Origin of the sequence: Caldimonas caldifontis (genome assembly GCF_002930615.1) — a bacterium.
Taxonomy (GTDB): domain Bacteria; phylum Pseudomonadota; class Gammaproteobacteria; order Burkholderiales; family Burkholderiaceae_C; genus Caldimonas; species Caldimonas caldifontis.
In genome coordinates, this window is the sequence record NZ_PSNX01000010.1 from 230,347 (window position 1) to 250,619 (window position 20,273).

The 20,273-nt window shown below is 64.5% G+C and carries 14 protein-coding genes, 1 tRNA gene and 1 pseudogene; 14 read left to right on the forward strand and 2 right to left on the reverse strand.

The window, feature by feature from the left end; genetic code table 11:
• Nucleotides 1-215 precede the first annotated feature (215 nt).
• The 12 genes and pseudogenes from aceA to C1704_RS12200 all read left to right on the forward strand — a co-directional run bounded on the left by aceA (nucleotide 216) and on the right by C1704_RS12200 (nucleotide 10,750).
• Entirely contained in the window at nucleotides 216-1,505 is a 1,290-nt protein-coding gene (gene aceA / locus C1704_RS12145; RefSeq protein WP_104303014.1) for an isocitrate lyase, read from the forward strand.
• Between the two features lie 291 nt (nucleotides 1,506-1,796).
• Complete coding sequence (gene thrS / locus C1704_RS12150; protein WP_104302979.1) at nucleotides 1,797-3,719, forward strand: threonine--tRNA ligase; 1,923 nt, start codon at nucleotides 1,797-1,799, stop codon at nucleotides 3,717-3,719.
• A gap of 89 nt (nucleotides 3,720-3,808) precedes the next feature.
• Nucleotides 3,809-4,357, forward strand: a complete 549-nt coding sequence (gene infC / locus C1704_RS12155) for a translation initiation factor IF-3 (protein WP_211286930.1) — start codon at nucleotides 3,809-3,811, stop codon at nucleotides 4,355-4,357.
• Nucleotides 4,358-4,479: 122 nt separating this feature from the next.
• Nucleotides 4,480-4,683 (forward strand): 50S ribosomal protein L35, encoded by a 204-nt coding sequence (gene rpmI / locus C1704_RS12160; protein ID WP_104302981.1) that lies wholly within the window; start codon nucleotides 4,480-4,482, stop codon nucleotides 4,681-4,683.
• 24 nt (nucleotides 4,684-4,707) lie between these two features.
• Nucleotides 4,708-5,067: a 50S ribosomal protein L20 gene (rplT, locus tag C1704_RS12165; RefSeq protein ID WP_104302982.1), complete on the forward strand. Its 360-nt coding sequence runs from the start codon at nucleotides 4,708-4,710 to the stop codon at nucleotides 5,065-5,067.
• A 160-nt stretch (nucleotides 5,068-5,227) separates the two neighbouring features.
• The gene (pheS, locus tag C1704_RS12170; protein WP_104302983.1) at nucleotides 5,228-6,265 is read left to right on the forward strand and encodes a phenylalanine--tRNA ligase subunit alpha; all 1,038 of its coding nucleotides are present in this window, start codon (nucleotides 5,228-5,230) and stop codon (nucleotides 6,263-6,265) included.
• A gap of 45 nt (nucleotides 6,266-6,310) precedes the next feature.
• A complete protein-coding gene (pheT, locus tag C1704_RS12175; RefSeq protein ID WP_104302984.1) occupies nucleotides 6,311-8,731 on the forward strand; it encodes a phenylalanine--tRNA ligase subunit beta in 2,421 nt (806 codons plus the stop codon).
• A 16-nt stretch (nucleotides 8,732-8,747) separates the two neighbouring features.
• Nucleotides 8,748-9,092: pseudogene (locus tag C1704_RS12180) on the forward strand (integration host factor subunit alpha); the annotation flags it as partial.
• Nucleotides 9,093-9,128: 36 nt separating this feature from the next.
• On the forward strand, nucleotides 9,129-9,620 hold the full coding sequence (locus C1704_RS12185) for a MerR family transcriptional regulator (RefSeq protein ID WP_104302986.1): 492 nt from the start codon (nucleotides 9,129-9,131) through the stop codon (nucleotides 9,618-9,620).
• A 28-nt stretch (nucleotides 9,621-9,648) separates the two neighbouring features.
• Nucleotides 9,649-9,725, forward strand: a tRNA-Pro gene (locus tag C1704_RS12190).
• Nucleotides 9,726-9,835: 110 nt separating this feature from the next.
• On the forward strand, nucleotides 9,836-10,255 hold the full coding sequence (locus tag C1704_RS12195; protein ID WP_104302987.1) for a hypothetical protein: 420 nt from the start codon (nucleotides 9,836-9,838) through the stop codon (nucleotides 10,253-10,255).
• 15 nt (nucleotides 10,256-10,270) lie between these two features.
• On the forward strand, nucleotides 10,271-10,750 hold the full coding sequence (locus C1704_RS12200; RefSeq protein WP_146076081.1) for a DUF6152 family protein: 480 nt from the start codon (nucleotides 10,271-10,273) through the stop codon (nucleotides 10,748-10,750).
• Between the two features lie 30 nt (nucleotides 10,751-10,780).
• On the opposite strand, the gene C1704_RS12205 is transcribed toward C1704_RS12200, so the two are convergent.
• Nucleotides 10,781-12,661, reverse strand: a complete 1,881-nt coding sequence (locus tag C1704_RS12205; RefSeq protein WP_245876468.1) for a TolC family outer membrane protein — start codon at nucleotides 12,659-12,661, stop codon at nucleotides 10,781-10,783.
• Between the two features lie 186 nt (nucleotides 12,662-12,847).
• Between C1704_RS12205 and C1704_RS12210 the strand changes: the two genes are divergently transcribed.
• Entirely contained in the window at nucleotides 12,848-13,570 is a 723-nt protein-coding gene (locus C1704_RS12210) for a transglutaminase-like cysteine peptidase (protein WP_245876469.1), read from the forward strand.
• Nucleotides 13,571-13,595: 25 nt separating this feature from the next.
• The gene (locus C1704_RS12215) at nucleotides 13,596-15,500 is read left to right on the forward strand and encodes a bifunctional diguanylate cyclase/phosphodiesterase (RefSeq protein ID WP_104302989.1); all 1,905 of its coding nucleotides are present in this window, start codon (nucleotides 13,596-13,598) and stop codon (nucleotides 15,498-15,500) included.
• 26 nt (nucleotides 15,501-15,526) lie between these two features.
• Here C1704_RS12215 and C1704_RS17905 read toward each other — a convergent pair whose 3' ends face one another.
• Nucleotides 15,527-20,257: a tandem-95 repeat protein gene (locus tag C1704_RS17905; RefSeq protein ID WP_104302990.1), complete on the reverse strand. Its 4,731-nt coding sequence runs from the start codon at nucleotides 20,255-20,257 to the stop codon at nucleotides 15,527-15,529.
• Nucleotides 20,258-20,273: the final 16 nt, after the last annotated feature.

Below are 20,273 nucleotides of genomic sequence, written 5' to 3' on the forward strand. Positions count from 1 at the left end.
GAAAAGTGCTGATGCGGCGGCGCGCCATTTTTTTTCATTGTGGTAGAGATAATTTTATATCGCAAAAAGTATCGCATAAGATGTTGATTTTATTGAGTTTGATGAAGAGTCTTATATAAGACACAAGTGTTGGCGAAGGGCTGCTGTCTCCCTATGCTTGAGTCCATTGCAACCCTTCATCTCTCTCTTGCAGAACGGAGCCTCTCATGACCAAGCTGACCCGTGAACAACAAGCCGCCGCACTCGAAAAGGAATGGGCTGAAAACCCCCGCTGGAAAGGCATCAAGCGTGGCTACTCTGCCGCCGATGTGGTGCGCCTGCGGGGTTCGGTGCAGATCGAGCACACGCTGGCCAAGCGCGGCTCCGAGAAGCTGTGGAACCTGGTCAACACCGAACCCTTCGTCAACGCCCTGGGCGCCCTGACGGGTAACCAGGCCATGCAGCAGGTCAAGGCGGGCCTCAAGGCCATCTATCTGTCGGGATGGCAGGTTGCCGGTGACGCCAACCTGGCCGGCGAGATGTACCCCGACCAGTCGCTGTATCCCGCCAACTCGGTTCCCGCCGTCGTGCGCCGTATCAACAACACCTTCCAGCGTGCCGACCAGATCCAGTGGTCCGAGGGCAAGGACGACATCGACTTCTTCGCTCCCATCGTGGCCGATGCCGAAGCAGGCTTCGGCGGCGTGCTCAACGCCTTCGAACTGATGAAGTCCATGATCGAGGCCGGTGCCGCCGGCGTGCACTTCGAGGACCAGCTCGCATCGGTGAAGAAGTGCGGCCACATGGGTGGCAAGGTGCTCGTGCCCACCCGCGAAGCCGTGGCCAAGCTGGTGGCAGCGCGTCTGGCCGCCGACGTGATGGGCACGCCCACTGTGCTGATCGCCCGTACCGATGCCGAGGCTGCTGACCTTGTCACCAGCGATGTGGACGACAACGACAAGCCCTTCTGCACCGGCGAGCGCACCGTGGAAGGCTTCTTCCGCACCAAGCCGGGCCTGGAGCAGGCCGTGTCCCGCGGTCTGGCCTATGCCCCTTACGCTGACATGATCTGGTGCGAGACCGGCAAGCCGGATCTGACCTACGCCAAGAAGTTCGCCGAAGCCATCCACAAGCAGTTCCCCGGCAAGCTGCTGAGCTACAACTGCTCGCCGTCGTTCAACTGGAAGAAGAACCTGGACGATGCGACCATCGCCAAGTTCCAGCGCGAGCTGGGCGCCATGGGCTACAAGTTCCAGTTCATCACGCTGGCCGGCTTCCACAGCCTGAACTACTCGATGTTCAACCTGGCCTATGGCTACGCCCGCAACCAGATGAGCGCCTTCGTGGAACTGCAGGAAGCCGAGTTCGCCGCCGCCGAGAAGGGCTTCACCGCCGTGAAGCACCAGCGCGAGGTGGGCACGGGCTACTTCGATGCCGTGACCACGACCATCGAGCGCGAGGCCTCCACCGCCGCGCTGAAGGGTTCGACCGAAGACGAGCAGTTCTTCGACGAAAAGCACGGCTGATCCCGGCTCTGACTGCCGGCCGCAAAGGCCGGCGGATGGAGACGCTCCGCATCCTGGTGGATGTCTTGGCCCGCAGGCTTAACCGCCCGCGGGTCTTTTTTTGGCACTGCGGTACAATCAGGTCATTGTTTTCTGGCAAGAGCGAGAAAGGCACGACGGGTTATGACACCGCGAACTTCGACCCCCTTCACCACAGAGGTCTAGTCGGTCGGCCGCGGCTTTCGTTCGTCTTTGTTCTTCCTGATGAAAAGCGCGGCGCCCCCCGCGCTTTTTTGTTTCTGGAGATCCTTCATGGTTAGCGTTCTACTCCCCGATGGCTCGCGACGCGAGTTTCCCGCTCCGGTGTCTGTGGCCGAGGTGGCCGGCTCGATCGGCGCTGGCCTGGCCAAGGCTGCCCTGGCAGGGCGCATTGGCCGGGGCGATGCGGCCCGGCTGGTGGACACGAGCTACGTGATCGAGGGGCAGGATGTCCCGCTGGCGATCGTGACCGACAAGGACGACGACGGCTTGGACATCATGCGCCACTCCACGGCCCACCTGCTGGCCTACGCCGTGAAGGAACTGTTCCCCGATGCCCAGGTGACCATCGGCCCGACGGTGGAGAACGGCTTCTACTACGACTTCTCCTACAAGCGCCCCTTCACCCCCGAGGATCTGGCGGCCATCGAAAAGAAGATGGCCGAGCTGGCGAAGAGGGATGAGAAGGTCGTGCGCAAGGTCATGCCGCGCGACGAGGCCGTGGCCTACTTCAAAAGCCTGGGGGAGCACTACAAGGCCGAGATCATCGCCAGCATCCCGGCCGGTGAGGACGTGTCGCTCTACAGCGAAGGCAACTTCACCGACCTGTGCCGTGGCCCGCACGTGCCCAGCACGGGCAAGCTCAAGCACTTCAAGCTGATGAAGGTGGCCGGTGCCTACTGGCGTGGCGATCACCGCAACGAGCAACTGCAGCGCATCTACGGCACGGCCTGGGCCACCAAGGAAGAGCTCCAGCAGTACCTGCACATGCTGGAGGAAGCCGAAAAGCGCGACCACCGCAAGCTCGGGCGCGAACTGGACCTCTTCCATCTGGACGAGCATGCGCCGGGGCTCGTGTTCTGGCACCCCAGGGGATGGACGCTGTGGCAGCAGGTCGAGCAGTACATGCGCGCGGTGTACCGCGACAACGGCTACCTGGAGGTCAAGGGCCCGCAGATTCTGGACAGGACGCTGTGGGAGAAGACCGGCCACTGGGACAAGTACCGGGACAACATGTTCACGACGGAGAGCGAAAAGCGCGACTACGCGCTCAAGCCCATGAACTGCCCGGGTCATCTGCTCATCTTCAAGCAGGGCATCAAGAGCTACCGCGACCTGCCGCTGCGCTACGGCGAGTTCGGCCAGTGCCACCGCAATGAACCGACCGGGGGGCTGCACGGCATCATGCGTGTGCGCGGTTTCACGCAGGACGATGGCCACATCTTCTGTACCGAAGACCAGATCCTGGACGAATGCGTGGCCTACACGGCGCTTTTGCAAAAGGTGTACAAGGACTTCGGCTTCGAGCAGATCATCTACAAGGTCGCCACGCGGCCCGAGGCCCGCATCGGCTCGGACGAGTCCTGGGACAGGGCCGAGCACGCCTTGATGGAAAGCCTGCGCCGAGCCGGCTGTGAGTTCGAAATTGCCCCCGGTGATGGGGCCTTCTACGGTCCGAAGATCGAGTACACGCTCAAGGACGCCCTGGGACGCCAGTGGCAATGCGGCACGATGCAGGTGGATTTTTCCATGCCGCAACGACTGGGTGCCGAATATGTGGCGGAAGACGGCCACCGGAAGCCGCCAGTCATGCTGCACCGAGCCATCGTTGGCAGCCTGGAGCGGTTCATCGGCATTCTGATCGAACAGCATGCCGGTGCCTTGCCGGCTTGGCTGGCGCCCGTGCAGGTGGTGATTGCCAACATCACCGATGCCCAGGCCGACTACGTCCAGGAAGTGGCCAAAACGCTTCAAAAACAAGGACTTAGGATTGCGACCGATTTGCGCAACGAGAAAATCACGTATAAAATCCGTGAGCATTCCTTGCAGAAGGTTCCGTACATCCTCGTCCTTGGCGACAAGGAAAAAGCGTCCGGGGCCGTTGCGGTGCGCGCCCGAGGCAATCAGGATCTCGGTGTGATGAGCCTCGAATCCTTCGTTCAGAAGGTCGCGAGCGACATTGCCCAGAAGCTGTGACGCGCGGGGTGGGGCCCCACCCCGTCGTACGCCTGTTGCCGTTGGGCGCGTGTGATTTATTTATGGGCTTGTCCCTGGGGATCTGAACCATCGCTACTTTCCTTGACCGTCGCATTCCGAACGCGGAGCGCAAGCATCGACTGAACCGTGAGATCACTGCACCCGAGGTGCGTCTGAACGGGCCTGACAATGAGCCGCTGGGCATCGTGAGCCTCTCTGAGGCGCTGCGCATGGCCGCTGAAGCCGACGTCGATCTGGTGGAGATCGCCGCGACGGCCACGCCGCCGGTGTGTCGCCTGATGGACTACGGCAAGTTCAAGTACCAGGAGCAGAAGAAGGCGCACGAGGCGAAGCAGAAGCAGCACGTCATCGACATCAAGGAAGTGAAGTTCCGCCCCGGTACCGACGAGGGGGATTACCAGATCAAGCTGCGCAATCTGCGCCGCTTCCTGGAAGACGGGGACAAGGGCAAGGTAACGCTGAGATTCCGCGGGCGTGAGATCACGCACCAGGAGATCGGCATGAAGTTGCTGGAGCGTGTGCGAGATGACCTGGCTGACGTGAGCGTCGTCGAAAACATGCCCAAACTCGAAGGCCGCCAGATGATCATGATTCTGGCGCCGAAGAAAAAGAAATGATCACCCGCGGGTGATCCGCTCCCCGGCGACGGTTGGTCGCCGCGCCGGGGCAAGTGGCCCGGGGCAACCAAGCCCGCGAAAGGTTCGCGGCGCCTCACGGGCACAACCAAGAAGGAGCAGTCATGCCCAAGATGAAGACCAAGAAGAGCGCGGCCAAGCGGTTCCGCGTTCGCCCGGGTGGCACCGTCAAGCGGGGCCAGGCGTTCAAGCGCCACATCCTCACCAAGAAGTCGACCACTCGCAAGCGTCAGCTGCGGGGTGCGACCAACGTTCACGACACCAACATGGGTCACATCGCTCAGATGATGCCCTTTGCTGGCCTGTAAACACTCGGTTGAAGGAGAAAACACATGCCTCGCGTCAAACGTGGTGTTACCGCCCGCGCCCGCCACAAGAAGGTTCTGGCCCTCGCCAAGGGCTTCCGGGGTCGCCGGAAGAACGTCTTCCGCATCGCCAAGCAGGCGGTGATGAAGGCTGGGCAATACGCCTACCGTGACCGCCGCGCCAAGAAGCGCGTGTTCCGCCAGCTCTGGATCGCCCGTATCAATGCGGCGGCCCGTGAGCAAGGCCTGACCTACAGCAAGTTCATGAACGGCATCAAGAAGGCGGCGATCGAGATCGACCGCAAGGTGCTGGCCGACCTCGCTGTGCACGATCCCGCTGCGTTTGGCAGCATCGTTGCCAAGGTGAAGGCCCAACTCGCTGCTTGATCGCCATGAGGACGGCCCGGGACCACCGGGCCCGACATGGCGGCTCCTTCGACAGCCTGTCGAAGGCAGCCGGAAAGGCCGACGAAGGGTTCGGCCTTTTTTTATTGCCGCCAGATGCACTCCGAGGCCCAGGCCTCGGGCTCACAGACGCCCAGACAGCATGAACGAACTCGAACAACTGGTCCGCACTGCTCACGCTGAGTTCGACAGTGCAACCACTCCGGCCGAGCTGGAGAACGCGAAGGCCCGCTTCCTGGGCAAATCGGGTCGCCTGACCGAGCTGCTCAAAGGCCTGGGTGCGCTGACCCCCGACGAGAAGAAGACCCGTGGTGCGGCCATCAACGATGCCAAGCAGCAGATCGAGGCGGCGCTCCACCAGCGCCGCCAGGCACTGGCCGACGCGGAACTGGAGCGGCAGCTGCGGGCCGAAGCGCTGGATGTGACCCTGCCGGGTCGCCGGCGCGGCAGTGCGGGCCTGCACCCCGTCACGCGCGCCATGGAGCGCATCGAAGCGATTTTCGGGTCGATGGGCTTCGAGGTCGCTGATGGCCCCGAGATCGAGTCCGACTGGTTCAACTTCACGGCCTTGAACACGCCGGAAGACCATCCCGCGCGTTCGATGCACGATACCTTCTACGTGGAAGGCGGGCATCTGCTGCGCACGCACACCAGCCCGATGCAGATCCGCCATGCCGTGCAGCATGTCAAGCGTCATCGCGCGCTGCTTGACGCCGGGCTTCCCATGCCCGACATCCGCGTGATCGCCCCGGGCCGCACCTATCGCGTGGACAGCGACGCCACCCACTCGCCGATGTTCCACCAGGTCGAGGGTCTGTGGGTGGGTGAGAACGTGAGCTTCAAGGACCTGAAGTCGGTTTACGTGAACTTCCTCCAGGAGTTCTTCGAGACCCGCGACATGCGCATCCGCTTCCGGCCGAGCTACTTCCCCTTCACCGAGCCCAGCGCCGAAATCGACATGATGTTCGGCAGCGGGCCGCTCAAGGGCCGCTGGCTGGAAGTGTCCGGCTCTGGCCAGGTGCACCCCCAGGTGATCCGCAACATGGGGCTGGACCCGGAGCGCTACATTGGCTTCGCCTTTGGTTCAGGCATCGATCGCCTGGCCATGTTGCGCTACGGCGTGAGCGACCTGCGGCTCTTCTTCGACGGCGACCTGCGCTTCCTGTCGCAGTTCCGCTGAGTCCCCTTCATCCCGTTTCCCACACCTCTTTCCGAGGAAGTCGACGTGCAATTTCCTGAGTCCTGGTTGCGTGAGTTCTGTGATCCACCGCTGAGCACCGAAGCCCTGGCCGAGCTGCTCACGATGGCAGGCCTGGAAGTGGAGGACCTGCGCCCCGTGGCCCCGCCGTTCACGTCCGTGGTCGTGGCGCAGGTGATGGAAGTGCAGCGTCACCCGAATGCGGACCGTCTGAACGTGTGTCGCGTGGATGCCGGCACGGGCGAGATGCTGCAGATCGTGTGCGGCGCGCCCAACGTGAAGGCTGGGATCAAGGTGCCCTGCGCGCTGGTGGGCGCAGAATTGCCGCCGGCAGAGGAGGGCGGCGAGACTTTCCGGATCAAGCTCGGCAAGCTGCGTGGCGTGGAAAGCCAGGGCATGCTGTGCTCTGCGCGCGAGCTGAAGCTGTCGGAGGATCACGGCGGTCTGTTGATCCTGGCCGAGGACGCGCCTGTGGGCCTCGACGTGCGTGAGCACCTGGGGCTGGACGACACGCTGTTCACGCTCAAGCTCACCCCCAATCTGGCGCATTGCCTGAGTGTCTACGGCATCGCTCGCGAGGTGTCGGCGCTCACGGGGGCGCCACTCAGAACACCGGACTTCCCACCTGTGTCGGTGGGTCACGACGCCCGGCTTCCCGTCAGGATCGAGGCGCCGGACCTTTGCGGGCGCTTCTCTGGTCGCATCATCCGCAACGTGAACCCGCGTGCGGCCACACCAGCATGGATGGTCGAGCGGCTCGCGCGCTGCGGCCAACGGTCGGTCAACGCGCTGGTCGACATCTCGAACTATGTGATGTTCGAGTTCGGCCGGCCGTCCCATATCTTCGACCTCGACAAGATCCAGGGCGGACTGACGGTGCGCTGGGGGCGCCGGGGTGAGCAGCTCGAACTGCTGAACGGCAACACCATCGAGGTGGACGAGCAGGTGGGCGTGATCGCCGATGACCAGGCTGTCGAGTCCCTGGCGGGGATCATGGGAGGGGAAGCCACGGCGACCTCCGACGACACTCGCAACATCTATGTCGAGGCTGCGTTCTGGTGGCCCAAGGCGGTGGCAGGGCGCTCGCGCCGCTACAACTTCTCCACCGATGCCGGGCATCGCTTCGAGCGGGGAGTGGACCCTGCGCTGACGGTGGAGCACATCGAGCGCATTTCGCAGCTGGTGATCGACATCTGTGGTGGTGAAGCCGGCCCGATGGATGACCAGATCCTCGCGGTGCCCGAGCGCAAGCCTGTCAGTCTGCGCGTGGACCGGGCCTGCAAGGTCATCGGCATGCCCGTCACGCAGGAAGAATGCGCTGGCGTGTTCGAGCGACTGGGCCTGGCCTTCACCCAGGAGCCGGGGCGACTGACGGTGCAGCCACCGAGCTGGCGCTTCGACCTGCAGATCGAGGAAGACCTGATCGAGGAAGTGATCCGGGTGCTGGGCTATGGGCGCCTGCCCGATACGCCACCGTTGGCTCCCGTGGTGGCCAAGGTGCGATCCGAGTCACGCCGCGGGCTGCATGCCGTGCGTCATGCCCTTGCGGCGCTGGACTACCAGGAAACGCTCAATTTCAGCTTTGTCGAGCCGCAGTGGGAGCAGGACTTCGCCGGCAACGAGCGCCCCATTGCGCTGCTCAACCCCATTGCCGCACCGCTGAGCGTGATGCGCTCCAGCCTGATTGGCAGCCTGGTGCAGGTCTTGCGTTTCAATCTCGCACGCAAGGCGTCGCGCGTGCGAGTCTTCGAAGCGGGTCGGGTGTTCCTGCGCGATGACTCGGTGACCGAGTCCGACACCACCGTGGCCGGGCTGCGCCAGCCCCTGCGCATCAGTGGTCTGGCTTACGGCTCGAGCGTGGAACTGCAATGGGGCCAGGATGATCGTCCCGTAGACTTCTTTGATGTGAAGGGGGATGTGGAGGCACTGCTTGCACCCCTGCCACTGCGTTTCGAGCCGGCCAGCCACCCTGCGATGCACCCCGGGCGCTGTGCACGTGTGCTGATGGATGGCCGTGAGATCGGCCACGTGGGAGAACTGCATCCGCGCTGGCGGCAGCGCTACGAGCTGCCCATGGCACCTGTCGTGTTCGAACTCGATGCCGATGCCGTGCTGGAGCGCCGCTTGCCGGCCTACGAACCGATTGCCCGTCATCAGGCGGTGGTGCGAGACATCGCCGTGATCGTGCGCGATGGTGTGAGCCACGATGCTCTGCTGGACGCTGCGCATGCTGCACCGACCGAGGGCTTGCTTCGGGATGCCGTACTGTTCGATGTGTACCGCCCCAAGAGCCCCACGCCCGAAATCGGTGTGGGGGAGCGCAGCATGGCCCTGAGGTTGGAACTGCTGGACGACAAAGGGGGGCTGACCGACGAACGCATCGACGCCGTCGTGCGGGCCGTGGTGGACAGCCTGGCCTCGCGCGTGGGCGCGCGATTGCGGGCCTGATCGAGAAGGAGCGAACGAGATGGACCGCGTGATCCTGCCAGTGATCGAGACTCCCACCTTGACCAAGGCGGAACTGGCCGATCTCCTGTTCGAGCGGCTCGGGCTGAACAAGCGCGAGTCCAAGGACATGGTCGAGGCCTTCTTCGAGATCATCCACGCCAGCCTGATGAAGGGCGAGGATGTCAAGCTCTCAGGCTTCGGCAACTTCCAGATCCGGCGCAAGGCACCGCGTCCGGGGCGCAACCCACGCACGGGTGAGTCCATCCCGATCAAAGCCCGCAATGTGGTCACATTTCACGCCAGCCACAAACTGAAGGGCCTGGTGCAAGGGGACACCCCGCTGGGGGAAGACTTCGAGTAAAGTCTTAGCTTTCCCCTACGATCTCATTGATTTTCAATGGAGAAAGCGCTCCCAGCGATTCCAGCCAAGCGCTACTTCACCATCGGTGAGGTCAGCGAGCTGTGCGGTGTGAAGCCCTATGTGCTGCGGTACTGGGAACAGGAGTTCACGCAGCTCAAGCCGATGAAGCGGCGTGGCAACCGGCGCTATTACCAGCACCACGAGGTGTTGCTGATCCGTCGCATCCGCGAGTTGCTGTACGAGCATGGATTCACCATCAGCGGGGCGCGCAATCGCCTGGCTGAGATGGGCCCCCAAGGGCGCCTGGCCGGCGCAGCCTTACCGGACTCCATGGGCAGCTTCGAGGAAATGAGTACCGATGCGCCCGAGAGTTTTGGTGATGAGGAGGAGTCACCGCCGTGCGCATCGGGGCAATCCGTCGCTCTCGCATCACCACCCCCTGCGGCCGTGCTCACCGAAGGTCCCATGAGTCTTGCCCGGGTGCGAGAGGAACTGATTTCGATACGCACTCTACTGGCACAAGAGTGAATTTTCTGTCTATAATGCAAGGCTTCGTCGGGGTGTAGCGCAGCCTGGTAGCGCACTTGCATGGGGTGCAAGGGGTCGCGAGTTCGAATCCCGCCACCCCGACCATCGAACGGCAGAGCCCGGTGTCCACAAGACACCGGGCTTTTTGCTTGGTGCCCGGCGCGCTCACGCCAACCTTCGCTACATTGCACGCATGATCTTGCGTGGTCGCTGCCATGTTTGCTGCGCTGGCTAGTCACCCTTGGGCCTACCCGATGCTCGAGGTGGTGCACATCGTCGGCATCGCGTTGCTGCTCGGCAACCTCGTGTTGCTGGAGCTTCGTGTGTGGGGATGGGCCAGCCAGGTGCCGGTGGCACCGCTGGCCCGACTGAGCCTCACGCTTGCCCTGGCGGGCTTTGGCCTGGCTGCGGTCTCCGGCCTGGTGATGTTTGCCACGGCACCGATGGAACTGCTGGCCAATCGCGCGTTCACAGTCAAGATGTTCCTGCTCATGCTGGCAGGCTGCAACGCGGCCTTCTTCCATGCGCGCGGCTCTTTGGTGCGTCTGGACGGAGTGGCCAGGGGCCTGATGCTGGTCTCTACAGCGCTTTGGCTGTTGGTGATCACCTGCGGGCGGTGGATCGGCTATTGGTGAAGGAGCCTCTCGATGATGGACCGACGAGATTTCTTGCGAACCGCTACGGCACTGGGCGGCTCAGCCTGTGCGGGCTGGGCCTGGGCTCACCATGGATGGAGCAGCTTCGACCAGGATCGCCCCCTCTACCTGGAAGGGCGAGTGGCGGAGGTGCGCTGGCGCAACCCGCACGCCGAACTGGTGCTGGAGGTGCCGGCCGACCTGCAATTGCCTGCCGATCTGGCCCGCCGCGAACTGCCCCGACAGAGTGCCCCGGTGGATGGGGCGGCGCTGCTGGCCAGGACTGGCTTGCCGACACGCAAGGACACGCGATGGGAGGTTGAACTGGCGCCGCTGTTTCGCCTGAATCAATGGCAGATGCCGCAGATCGCCACAGGCGCGCGGGTGGCGGTGGTGGGCTTCACGTTCAAGGAGGAGAAGGGCGACGCGCTGCTGCGTGCGGAGTACCTCTTCCTCGACGGGAAGATCTACGGCTTGCGGTCTGCGCCTGCCTGAATCCGTTGCGGCCCATGGATCGACAGGGGCTCAGCGGTTCGTTTCACGCTGAATGAGCCACTGGCTGCTTTCCTGGCGCCAGGTCAGGACCTTGTGCATCTTGTCGCTGTAGTCGAGCGATGTGTAGGTCTGGTCGAAGGCCGTTTCGATGGTGTCCGGTGCCAGGGTGCGGGTGCGAATGCTGTCCAGTGTGAGTCCGATCGGGCCGGGCTTGGTGACTCGCGTGCGTCGTTGGGCCAGCCATTCGTCATAGCTCATCGTCACGGGCTCGAAACGCGCTGAGTAGAAGCCCATGTAGCGGGGCAGATCCTTGGCCCGCCAGGCGGCCGCCCAGCCATCCAGCTGCTGGAGCACGCTGCCAACGGCACTTCCGCTGTCGGCCGGGGCGGCGGGAGGGGCCGATGAGGTCGATGGCGTTGCCGAAGGCTCGGGGGCGGCCCCAGCGGGAGTGGGGGCGAGGAGCCTGCGGGCGCGTTCGTCGAGTTCGGTGCGTGGCGTGGTCTCTACCACAGGGGCGCTGACGGGGCAGCGCTGTGCGCCGTCATCGCCGGCACTCCAGCCGGCATCCGGCGCGGCGTCTTCCAGTGGGCGACTCAGGCCCAGTGAAGGGAGCAACTCACCCATGGCGGCTTGTGTGCGCAGCCGGGCAATGTCGAGATCATGGCGCGCGTTTGCATAGGCGCGTCGGGCCGTGTACAGCTCGTTCTCGGCATTCAGCAGGTCCAGCAGGCTGCGCTGCCCGATGTCGAACTGCCGGCGGTAGGCATTGCGTGCCTTCTCGATGGCGATCTGATTGGCCTCCAGGTACTGGAGCTGATCGACAAGCTTGCGGGTGTCGTTGTAGGCGATGCTGGCGGTCTGGATCACATCGCGGCAGGTCGCATCCCGCTCGTCGGCGGCCTGATTCATCAGGCTTGCAGCCTGACGGACCCGGGCTTGATCGGCACCACCGTTATAGAGGTTCCAGTTGAGCACGATTTCACCCACGGTGTCGCGCTTCTGGCCGGCCAGGCCTTCGTAGTTGTGGCCTGCACCGGTGCGCACGCGGGCCTCCACTCGCGGCTGGTAGGCGGCTTCGCGGATGGAGGCCTGCGAGCGTGCAGCACGCAGGTTCTCGACCGCTGCGGAAACCGCAGCGCTGCGTGAGAGGGCGGCCTGCAGCACCGCCTGGTTTGACGCCGGGGCAGGCAGGCTGCTGAGTTCGATGGCTGCCAAGGAGCGTTGAGGCAATGACCCGACAATGCGCTGGTAGCGGGCCGTGACGTCGTGCAGGTTGGCGATTTCCGTGTTCAGGTTCGCATCGGCAAGCGCCAGACGGGCGCCGGCCTGTTCCAGGTCCACGCCTCGCCCGATGCCCGCCTTGAAGCGCTGCTGGATCTGGTCGAACGAGGCCTTGTGCTGGACGTAGTTGTCCTCGGCGAGACGGACCAGCTCCTGAAAGCGCGCCACATCGTAGTAAGCCCGCAGGGCTTCGAGGGCCACCTGCTCAGAGACACTGACCAGCTCGAAATACCGGACCATGCGGCTGTGACCGGCCCGGCGCTGGTCGTTGCGGCCGGCGAGCCCGTCCCACAGCACCTGGGTAAGCCCCAGCGAGACGCCGGTGCGGTCGAGCGTGTCGTTGGCTGGGGTGCGGTTGTCGAAACGATCACGCTCCCGCCCGGCATTGGCACTCAGGTCGAGCCGGGGGCGGTAGGCAGCGCGAGCTGCTTCACTGTCGTGCTCTGCAGCGCGGTAGGCGTTCAGTCGAGCCGCCACGTCAGGGTTGCTCTGCAGCGCCTGGCGGGCCACCTCCTGCAATGGGGCTGGCAGCCCACCGGCTGCTGGGGTCTGGGCCTGGGCAAGTGAGAAGGTCAGGAGCAGGGACAGGGAGAGAGGGCGCAGGCGGGGGATCATCGCGACGTCATTCATGATGGGCCGGGGCAGTCTAGCGAGGCAGCGAGAATCGCTCCCCCCTTGCCTGAGGGGGATCCGTGCAATCTGTCACGAAGTTTGTGCATGTCACGGCATGGTTTGGCACCGCTCACCGAATTGCCTCGCCTCGGTGCGGCATCTCCCGTGTTGGATGGGCTCGGTTCGCGCTAGGCTTGCGGCCACATGTTTGCTTGCACTGCACGGCTCTCGGTCCCGCGCTGGCATGCCGTTGCCTGGCGTGCGGCACGGCGTCGCATCGTCTCGGCGCTATGCACCGTGCTGCTGGCCGCTGCCATGGTATGGGCCACATCGGCGCCCGACGCCCAGCGCATGGCGCGTGCCGCACAGGCTTTGGGGGCTCAGGCCGTCGCCGGCAGCCAGGCGCTCATGATGCTGCTCGGCAGCCTGGACCTGACGGACGAGCGCCGCCTGCTCGCGGAAGTGAACGGGTTCTTCAACCGTCGTGTGGTGTTCCAGGATGATGTTGACGTCTGGGGTGTGGTGGACCATTGGGCCAGCCCGCTGGAAACACTGAACAAGGGGGCGGGCGACTGCGAAGACTTCGCACTGGCAAAGTACTTCAGCCTGCTCAGCGCCGGGGTGCCGGCAGAGCGGATGCGGCTCGTGTACGTGCGTGCGCGCATCGGTGGTGTGAACGGGGTGAGCCAGGCCCACATGGTGCTGGCTTACTATGCCGAGCCCTCGGCGGAGCCGCTCATCCTGGACAACCTCATCGATGACATCCGCCCGGCTTCGAGGCGTCCCGACCTGACGCCCGTCTTCAGCTTCAACACGCAAGGCCTGTGGCAGGGTGTGGGCACGACGCTGGCAGGTGATCCGACCGCAAGGTTGTCGCGCTGGCGCGATGTCCTGACCAAGGCCCGCCAGGAAGGATTCCTGCCATGACCATGAATTTGATTGGAGGGGTTGCATGTCGTTGATCCGGCAGATGTGGCTGGTAGTGCTCACCACGGTGGTGCTGGCATTCGCAGGCAGTTTTGCGGTGACCATCGTGTCGGCCCGGGAGTACGTGCAGACCCAGCTGCGAGTGAAGAACAGCGACAACGCGGCGGCACTGGCACTCACCCTGTCGCAGCAGGGGGGGGACTGGGAACTGATGGAGTTGCTGGTGGCGGCACAGTTCGACACGGGCTTTTACGAGCGGGTGAGCCTCCAGGGTGTCGATGGCCGGACGATCGAACGCCGCATGAGTGGGGTGCCGATGGATGCTCCTGGCTGGTTCGTGGAGATGGTGCCGCTCGACTCGGTGCCGGGTGTGGCCCAGGTGTCCGATGGCTGGCGCGCCTTGGGCGCCGTCACGGTCGTCAGTCATGCCGGCTATGCCTACCGCGACCTGTGGCGGGCCACGGTGCAGGCGGGGATCTGGCTGTCGGTGGTTGGCCTGCTGGCTGGCCTCATGGGGCATTTCATGGTGGGTGGCATCCGGCGGCCTCTCGGTTCCACCGTACGCCAGGCACAGGCCCTGGTGAACGGGCAGTATCTGACGGTGGACGAGCCGCGGGTACCCGAGTTGCAGCGGTTGACACGGGCCATGAACGCCATGGTGCAGCGGGTGAAGCTGGCCTTCGAGGAGCAGGCTTTGCAGGTGGAGACCTTGCGCCTGCAGGCCAGCCAGGACCCGCTCACGGGCGTGCTGCTGCGGCAACCGACACTGACGGCGCTTGAGCAAGCGCTTTCACGGGACGATGCGGCTGCGCATGGGCGCGTGATCCTCGTGCGTCTGTGCGATCTGGCAGGGGTGAATGTCCGGCTCGGTCGGCGCGAAACGGATGAGCTGATCGCGGCGGTCGCACAAACGCTCAAGGGGCATACGGAAGGGCTGGCAGAGGCGAGCCTGGGCCGCCTCAATGGATCGGATTTTGTGGCCATCTGGCCTGGACAACCGGTGTGCTCGCAGCAGCTGGAGACGTTGCGGGATGCGCTGAAGGCTGCCTGCGAAGCCCAGGGCAAAGGGCATGCGGCGGTGGTGCTGGCTGCCACGGGCTATCGGCATGGCGAGCCGCTGTCCACCGTCCTGGCGCGGGCAGACGAGGCGTTGGCGCGAGCGGAGGCCCTGGGGCCTTTTGCCTCTTTCGTGATGGACATCGACACCCCGGCGGTTCTTCCTGGCGGAGAGGCTGCCTGGAAGCGTTCCTTGTCGGAGGCCTTGGCTGCGCGTCGCTTCGCGTTGGGGCACTATCCGGTGCGCAATGCGGCGGGCGATCTGGTGCATCTGGAGTGCCCGCTGCGCATCCAGCTGGTCGCCGGGAGGGGCCATGAGCCTGCGTCGGTCTGGCTCCCGCTGGCTTTGCGCACGCATGCCGTTGATGTGGTGGATCTGGCGGCCGTGACCGAGGCCCTGAAGTGCATCGGCATGGACGCACAGCCGCGGGCCGTCAATCTGGCCACTCACTCGCTGGCGGCAACCGGGTTCGGCACGAGGTTGCGCGACGTGCTGCGCGACGCAGGGGGCGCAGCGGCCCAACTGTGGCTGGAGCTGCCCGAGTCTGCGGCGATCGAGCACCCCGCCCTGGTCCGAGATCTCTCGCAGCAGCTCAAGGGGTCGGGCGTGCGGCTGGGTCTTGAGCATGCCGGCCAGAGGCTGGCTCGCGTCGATCGTCTCTACGAAATGGGACTGGATTTCGTGAAGATCGATGCACGTTTCGTGCGGGGGGTGGCACACGAGCCTGCGGTGGCGCAGTTCCTGCGTGGCACGGCCACACTGGCCCATGGCCTGGGCCTGCAGGTGTACGCCGAAGGCGTCACCGACCCTGCAGACCTGCCGGCGCTGTGGGCTTGCGGGTTCGACGGCGCGACCGGCCCGGCCGTGGCCTGAACCGGACGACGCCGCCCATCGCTGCGTCAGTCGCTGAGCAGCTTGCCTCGCGCCAGCAGGTCCTGGATGATTTGCTGGTCGCTGGTGAAGGACTGAACCAGATCCACATTGTTCAGCTGAATCACCTGGTCGACAGCGCTCGCGGAGAACCCGCCAGCAAATCCCCCGGTCGTGCTGATCGAGATGGTGGTGGTGGTGCTCGCACCGCTTCCCGATGTGGAGAAGTGCAGGTAGTTCGACAGGTTGCCGTGCGATTCACCGACCAGCAGGTCGCGCAGGTCGAGCACGTCGCCCTGGGGACCGGTGCTGTTGTTGAAGTCGGTGATGGTGTCCACCGCGGGCGTTCCCACAACGCCACCGTCGCCGAAGTGCCAGCGGAAGACATCGGCGCCCGTGCCACCCGTCAGGGTGTCATTGCCGGTCCCTCCCACGAGGATGTCGTTGCCCGCGCCACCATTCAGCGTGTCGTTGCCGGCGCCGCCATAGAGGACGTCATGGCCGTCCTCACCATTCAATGTGTCGTTGCCAGTGCCCCCATGAACCAGATCATGGCCGTTGCCGGCATTGATCGTGTCATTGCCGGCATAGCCGTGGATGAGGTCGGAGCTGTTGCCACTGGCGCCGCTGACGCTGTCGCCCGATTGCGAGCCCGAGTGAACCGTGTTGCCCGTTTCGGCGATGGTGATGGAAATGCTTCGCGAGGTGCTGGCGACACTGCCGTTGGACGCTTCGGTTGCCGTTGCAGTGACGTTCAGGTTGATCGTCCCGGTATAGCCCGAAGCCGGCAAGAGTTGCAGGCCGGGCAGGTCCGCCGGGCTGAGGCTCCATACCCCGCTGCCGAGGTTGGTTCCCGACGAAAGCCTTGCGCCGCTGGGCACGCCGGCGACCGTCACCGACAGGCTTTCCGAGCCGTCTGTGTCCGTCAGCGCGGCGAACAAGGCGAGAGCCACCGGCGCTCCATGGGCGCTGCCCGACGTGGAGAAGCTGGTGCTGGTCAGGTGCAGGCGCGAGTCCTTGCCTGCGTCGCGACCGTTGACGATCACCCAGTCGAACTTGTAGGACCCTGCGGATGCCGCGGTGTAAGCATAGGTGCCATTGAGCGTGCCGGTGCTGGCCCCCGCCTGCTCGGAGGATGTGACCTGGATGGCCTGGCGGTTGCCCGCCGGATCCGTGACGACGAGGATCACGAGGTCGTTGTAGCCGGCGCGGATCTCCGAATCCAGATCCTCGCCGTTGAGAAAGCTCCAGTTGAAGTTGACGGTCGTGCCGGCACTGAGGCTGTAGTTCGCCGTGGTCAGCTTGCCATCAATGGCTGTGACATTGCCTGCGTGCGAACCCGGCGGGTTGAACTGGCTCAATGCGCCGGGGGCAAGACCCAGCTCGGCTTCCAGGTTGGCCGCGGACACGCCATCGCCGTGATTGGTGCCCCGTGTGAAGTTGCTGGGCATGCCCGCGCCCGTGCTGATCATGGTGCTGCCGGGGTTCAGAACCTGGATGATCTCCTGAGCGCCCAGCAGCGGGGTGTCGGCAACGGCGACGACGTTCATGGGCACCGTGCTGGTGGTGCTCAGCGAACCGTCGCTGGTGGTCACCGTCAAGGTTGTGGCTCCATGCACGTTGGCCGCGGGCGTGTAGGTGGTTCCGTTGAGTGCTGCATTGATGGCGGCGGCCGAGCCTGACAGGGTGACGGTGCCCGTTCCATTGCCACTCACGGTGAGGCCGCTGGTGGTAGCGAGCGTCAGCGTGCCGTGACTGACCGACAGGGAGGTGGTCAGGGATGCGCTGTCGATGTCCGCCACCGAGATGGCATTGCCGTTCGCCACTGAGAACACACGAGAGGTGTCTTCATTGAAGGTCTGGAGGCCTGGAACCACATTCACCGGGGCATCGTTCACCGGAGTGACCGTCAGAGTGGCAGTGGCCGGTGTGCTGTCGGTGCCGCCCTCGTTGTCGCGCGCGGCGTACTGGAAGGTTGTGCTGCCGTTCCAGTTGGCGCTGGGCTGGAAATACACCACCGGGCCGGGAACCACGCTGCCGGCCGAGATGACCTGGGTCCGCGCCGCATCGGCGTAAAGCGTTCCATTGGCCGGCAGGTTCTGGATGACGAAGCCGGTCACGGTCCCATCGATGTCGGCGCCGGCGAGCGTGACGGCAAGTACGGAATCTTCGGCGCCCGTGGCGGTCACGTTCGCCGTGGTGGGCATGTCGTTGACCGAGAGGATGTTCAGGCTGACGGTAGCCGTCGACGTTCCACCGTTCCCGTCCGAGACCGTGTAGGTGAAGGAGGCTGGGCCGTGGTAATCAGGGGCCGGCGTGAAGATGATCTGGCCGCCCGAGTATGTCACCGTGCCATTGACGGCATCTTGCACGGAGACGACGCTCAATGGATCGCCGTCCACATCCGTGTCGTTGGCCAGAAGGGTTGCCGTGGAGATGACCAGCGCCGTGTCCTCGGCGGTGGTGTAGGTCGGATGGCGCAGCGTGTACTGCCCCAGGGGCTGGAAGGTGCTGCCGTTGTCGGCACTGAGTTCCACACCGAAAACGGCCTGGCCGCCCTGATCCCAGTAGATGATGTCGATGCTGTGGGGCCCACCGGTGGGCAGCGTGAACGCCGCATGGGTGGTCGTGGTCGGTGCCTGGTTCGCATTGACCTCGGCAACGACCACGCCATCGATCATGATGGAGTAGCCGTCATCAGCCCGCACGCGCAGGATGTAGGTTCCTGCGGCCAGGTCGAGCGTCCCTGTGAAGCGCAGGATGGCGTCACTGCTGTTCGGTGGATCCACACTCAGTGAAGCGGCATCCGAACCCAGAAAAGCCTGCAGGCGGCCATCGGCGCCGAGGTTTCCGTTGATTTCGTTGTAGGTCAGTGTGGTGGCATTGAACACCGCGTCGGCCGTGTTGGCATCAGCGAAGGCCCGCACTTGTTGCACGGACGTGAGGTTCGGCCCGCTCATGCCTTCGACGTAGGCGAAGTACTCTCCACGAAGCCCCGTCAGCATCGATGGGCCGTCGTCCACCGCCTGCGGGGCATCGTTGACCGGCGTCACCGAGATGGTGGCGGTGGCCGTGCTGAAGCCCCCTTGGCCGTCCGAGATGGTGTAGTCGAAGGAGGCCGGGCCGTGGTAGTTCGGGTTCGGCGTGAACACGATGTTGCCGCCGACGATCGAGATCGAACCGTTCGTGATGTTGTGGATGGTCGCCACGGACAGCACATCGCCGTCCACGTCGATGTCATTGGCGAGCAGCTGGGCCGGCGTGATGGTGATGGCCGTGTCCTCAGCGGTGGTGAAACTGTCATTCACCGCCACCGGGGCATCGTTGACCGGGGTGACGGTGATCACCACCGTGGCAGGTGTCGGATCGGAGATGCCGGCGTCGTTCTGCGCCGCGTACTGGAAGCTGGTGTTGCCGTTCCAGTTGTCGGCCGGTCGGAAGTACAAGGTGGTTTCGCTCACCACATCGCCTGCCGAGACAACCTGGGTCAGCGCCGCATCCCGGTAGAGAACGCCGTTGGCAGGCAGCGTCCCGATCACGTAGCCGGTGATGACATTGTCCACATCGCTGCCCGACAGGGCGATGGCAATCACCGAGTCCTCAGCGCCGGAGGCGTTCACATCGGCGGTTTCGGGCAGATCATCGACGGAAAGCACGTCGATCGTCGCCCTGGCGGTGCTGAAGCCGCCACGGCCGTCCGAGATGGTGTAGTCGAAGGAGGCCGGGCCGTGGTAGTTCGGGTTCGGCGTGAACACGATGTTGCCGCCGACGATCGAGATCGAACCGTTCGTGATGTTGTGGATGGTCGCCACGGACAGCGCATCGCCGTCCACGTCGATGTCATTGGCCAGCAACTGGGCTGGCGTGATGGTGATGGCTGTATCTTCGGCCGTGCTGAAGGTGTCGTCCACTGCCACCGGCGCGTCGTTGACTGGCGTGATGGTGACGTTCAGGCTGTCGGTCACCGTGCTCGTGCCGTCGGTGGTGGTGACGGTGATGTCCACAACGCCGTTGTAGTCCTGCGGCGGGGTGTAAGTGGTCCAGATCAGCGCGGCGTTCACTGCTGAGGGCGACCCGCTCAGGACGACAACGCCTGTTCCGTTGCCTGAGACGGTCACACCATCGGTCGAGCCGAGCACCAGGGTGCCCACCGGGACACTGACGGTGGTGGTGATGAGATCGCTGTCGATGTCGGTGACATAGGTGCCCGGCAGCAGGTAGATCTGTGAATCCTCCAGCATGGTGACAGGCCCGGGCAGGGCGTGGACGGGGGCGTCATCGACCGAGACAACCTGCACGGTGGCGACGGCGGGGGCCGAGGCGTTGCCGTTCGCATCGACCACACTCACTGAGATGGTTCTCGGCGTGGTGTCGGGGGCCTCACTGGTGTTCTCGAAGCTGATGGACCGTAGGGCGGCTTCATAGTCGGCCAGCGAGGCCGTACCGCTCAGCGTGACAACGTTGCCCACGACGGTCGCCGTGATGCCCGCAGGCATCGATCCGACGGCAAGCACATCATCTGCCTGCGGGTTCGACAGCGTGATCGTGGCGCCCGACAGAGTGGTCGAATCGGCATCGGTGATCGACAGATCGATGTCGCCGATGGAGACGGGGCTGCCGTTCTCGGTGAAGGTCACGACATAGCCCGTGCCGGGTGAGGAGGCATCCAGATCCACCACGGGCGCTGCGATGTCGGCGGCCAGGGTCAAGGAGGCGGCGGAGCCGGAGTTGCCGGCGATGTCGGTGTAGCTGCCGGCCATCACGGACAGGCTGGGC

What these genes read in the sequence shown, in the direction of transcription:
- thrS (WP_104302979.1), top strand. Translation starts at nt 1,797, where the DNA reads ATGGTTAGCGTTCTACTCCCCGATGGCTCGCGACGCGAGTTTCCCGCT.
- C1704_RS12185 (WP_104302986.1), top strand. Translation starts at nt 9,129, where the DNA reads ATGGAGAAAGCGCTCCCAGCGATTCCAGCCAAGCGCTACTTCACCATC.
- C1704_RS12195 (WP_104302987.1), top strand. Translation starts at nt 9,836, where the DNA reads ATGTTTGCTGCGCTGGCTAGTCACCCTTGGGCCTACCCGATGCTCGAG.
- C1704_RS17905 (WP_104302990.1), bottom strand. Translation starts at nt 20,257, where the DNA reads ATGGCCGGCAGCTACACCGACATCGCCGGCAACTCCGGCTCCGCCGCC.
- C1704_RS12215 (WP_104302989.1), top strand. Translation starts at nt 13,596, where the DNA reads ATGTCGTTGATCCGGCAGATGTGGCTGGTAGTGCTCACCACGGTGGTG.
- pheS (WP_104302983.1), top strand. Translation starts at nt 5,228, where the DNA reads ATGAACGAACTCGAACAACTGGTCCGCACTGCTCACGCTGAGTTCGAC.
- C1704_RS12210 (WP_245876469.1), top strand. Translation starts at nt 12,848, where the DNA reads ATGTTTGCTTGCACTGCACGGCTCTCGGTCCCGCGCTGGCATGCCGTT.
- rpmI (WP_104302981.1), top strand. Translation starts at nt 4,480, where the DNA reads ATGCCCAAGATGAAGACCAAGAAGAGCGCGGCCAAGCGGTTCCGCGTT.
- C1704_RS12200 (WP_146076081.1), top strand. Translation starts at nt 10,271, where the DNA reads ATGGACCGACGAGATTTCTTGCGAACCGCTACGGCACTGGGCGGCTCA.
- C1704_RS12205 (WP_245876468.1), bottom strand. Translation starts at nt 12,661, where the DNA reads ATGAATGACGTCGCGATGATCCCCCGCCTGCGCCCTCTCTCCCTGTCC.
- rplT (WP_104302982.1), top strand. Translation starts at nt 4,708, where the DNA reads ATGCCTCGCGTCAAACGTGGTGTTACCGCCCGCGCCCGCCACAAGAAG.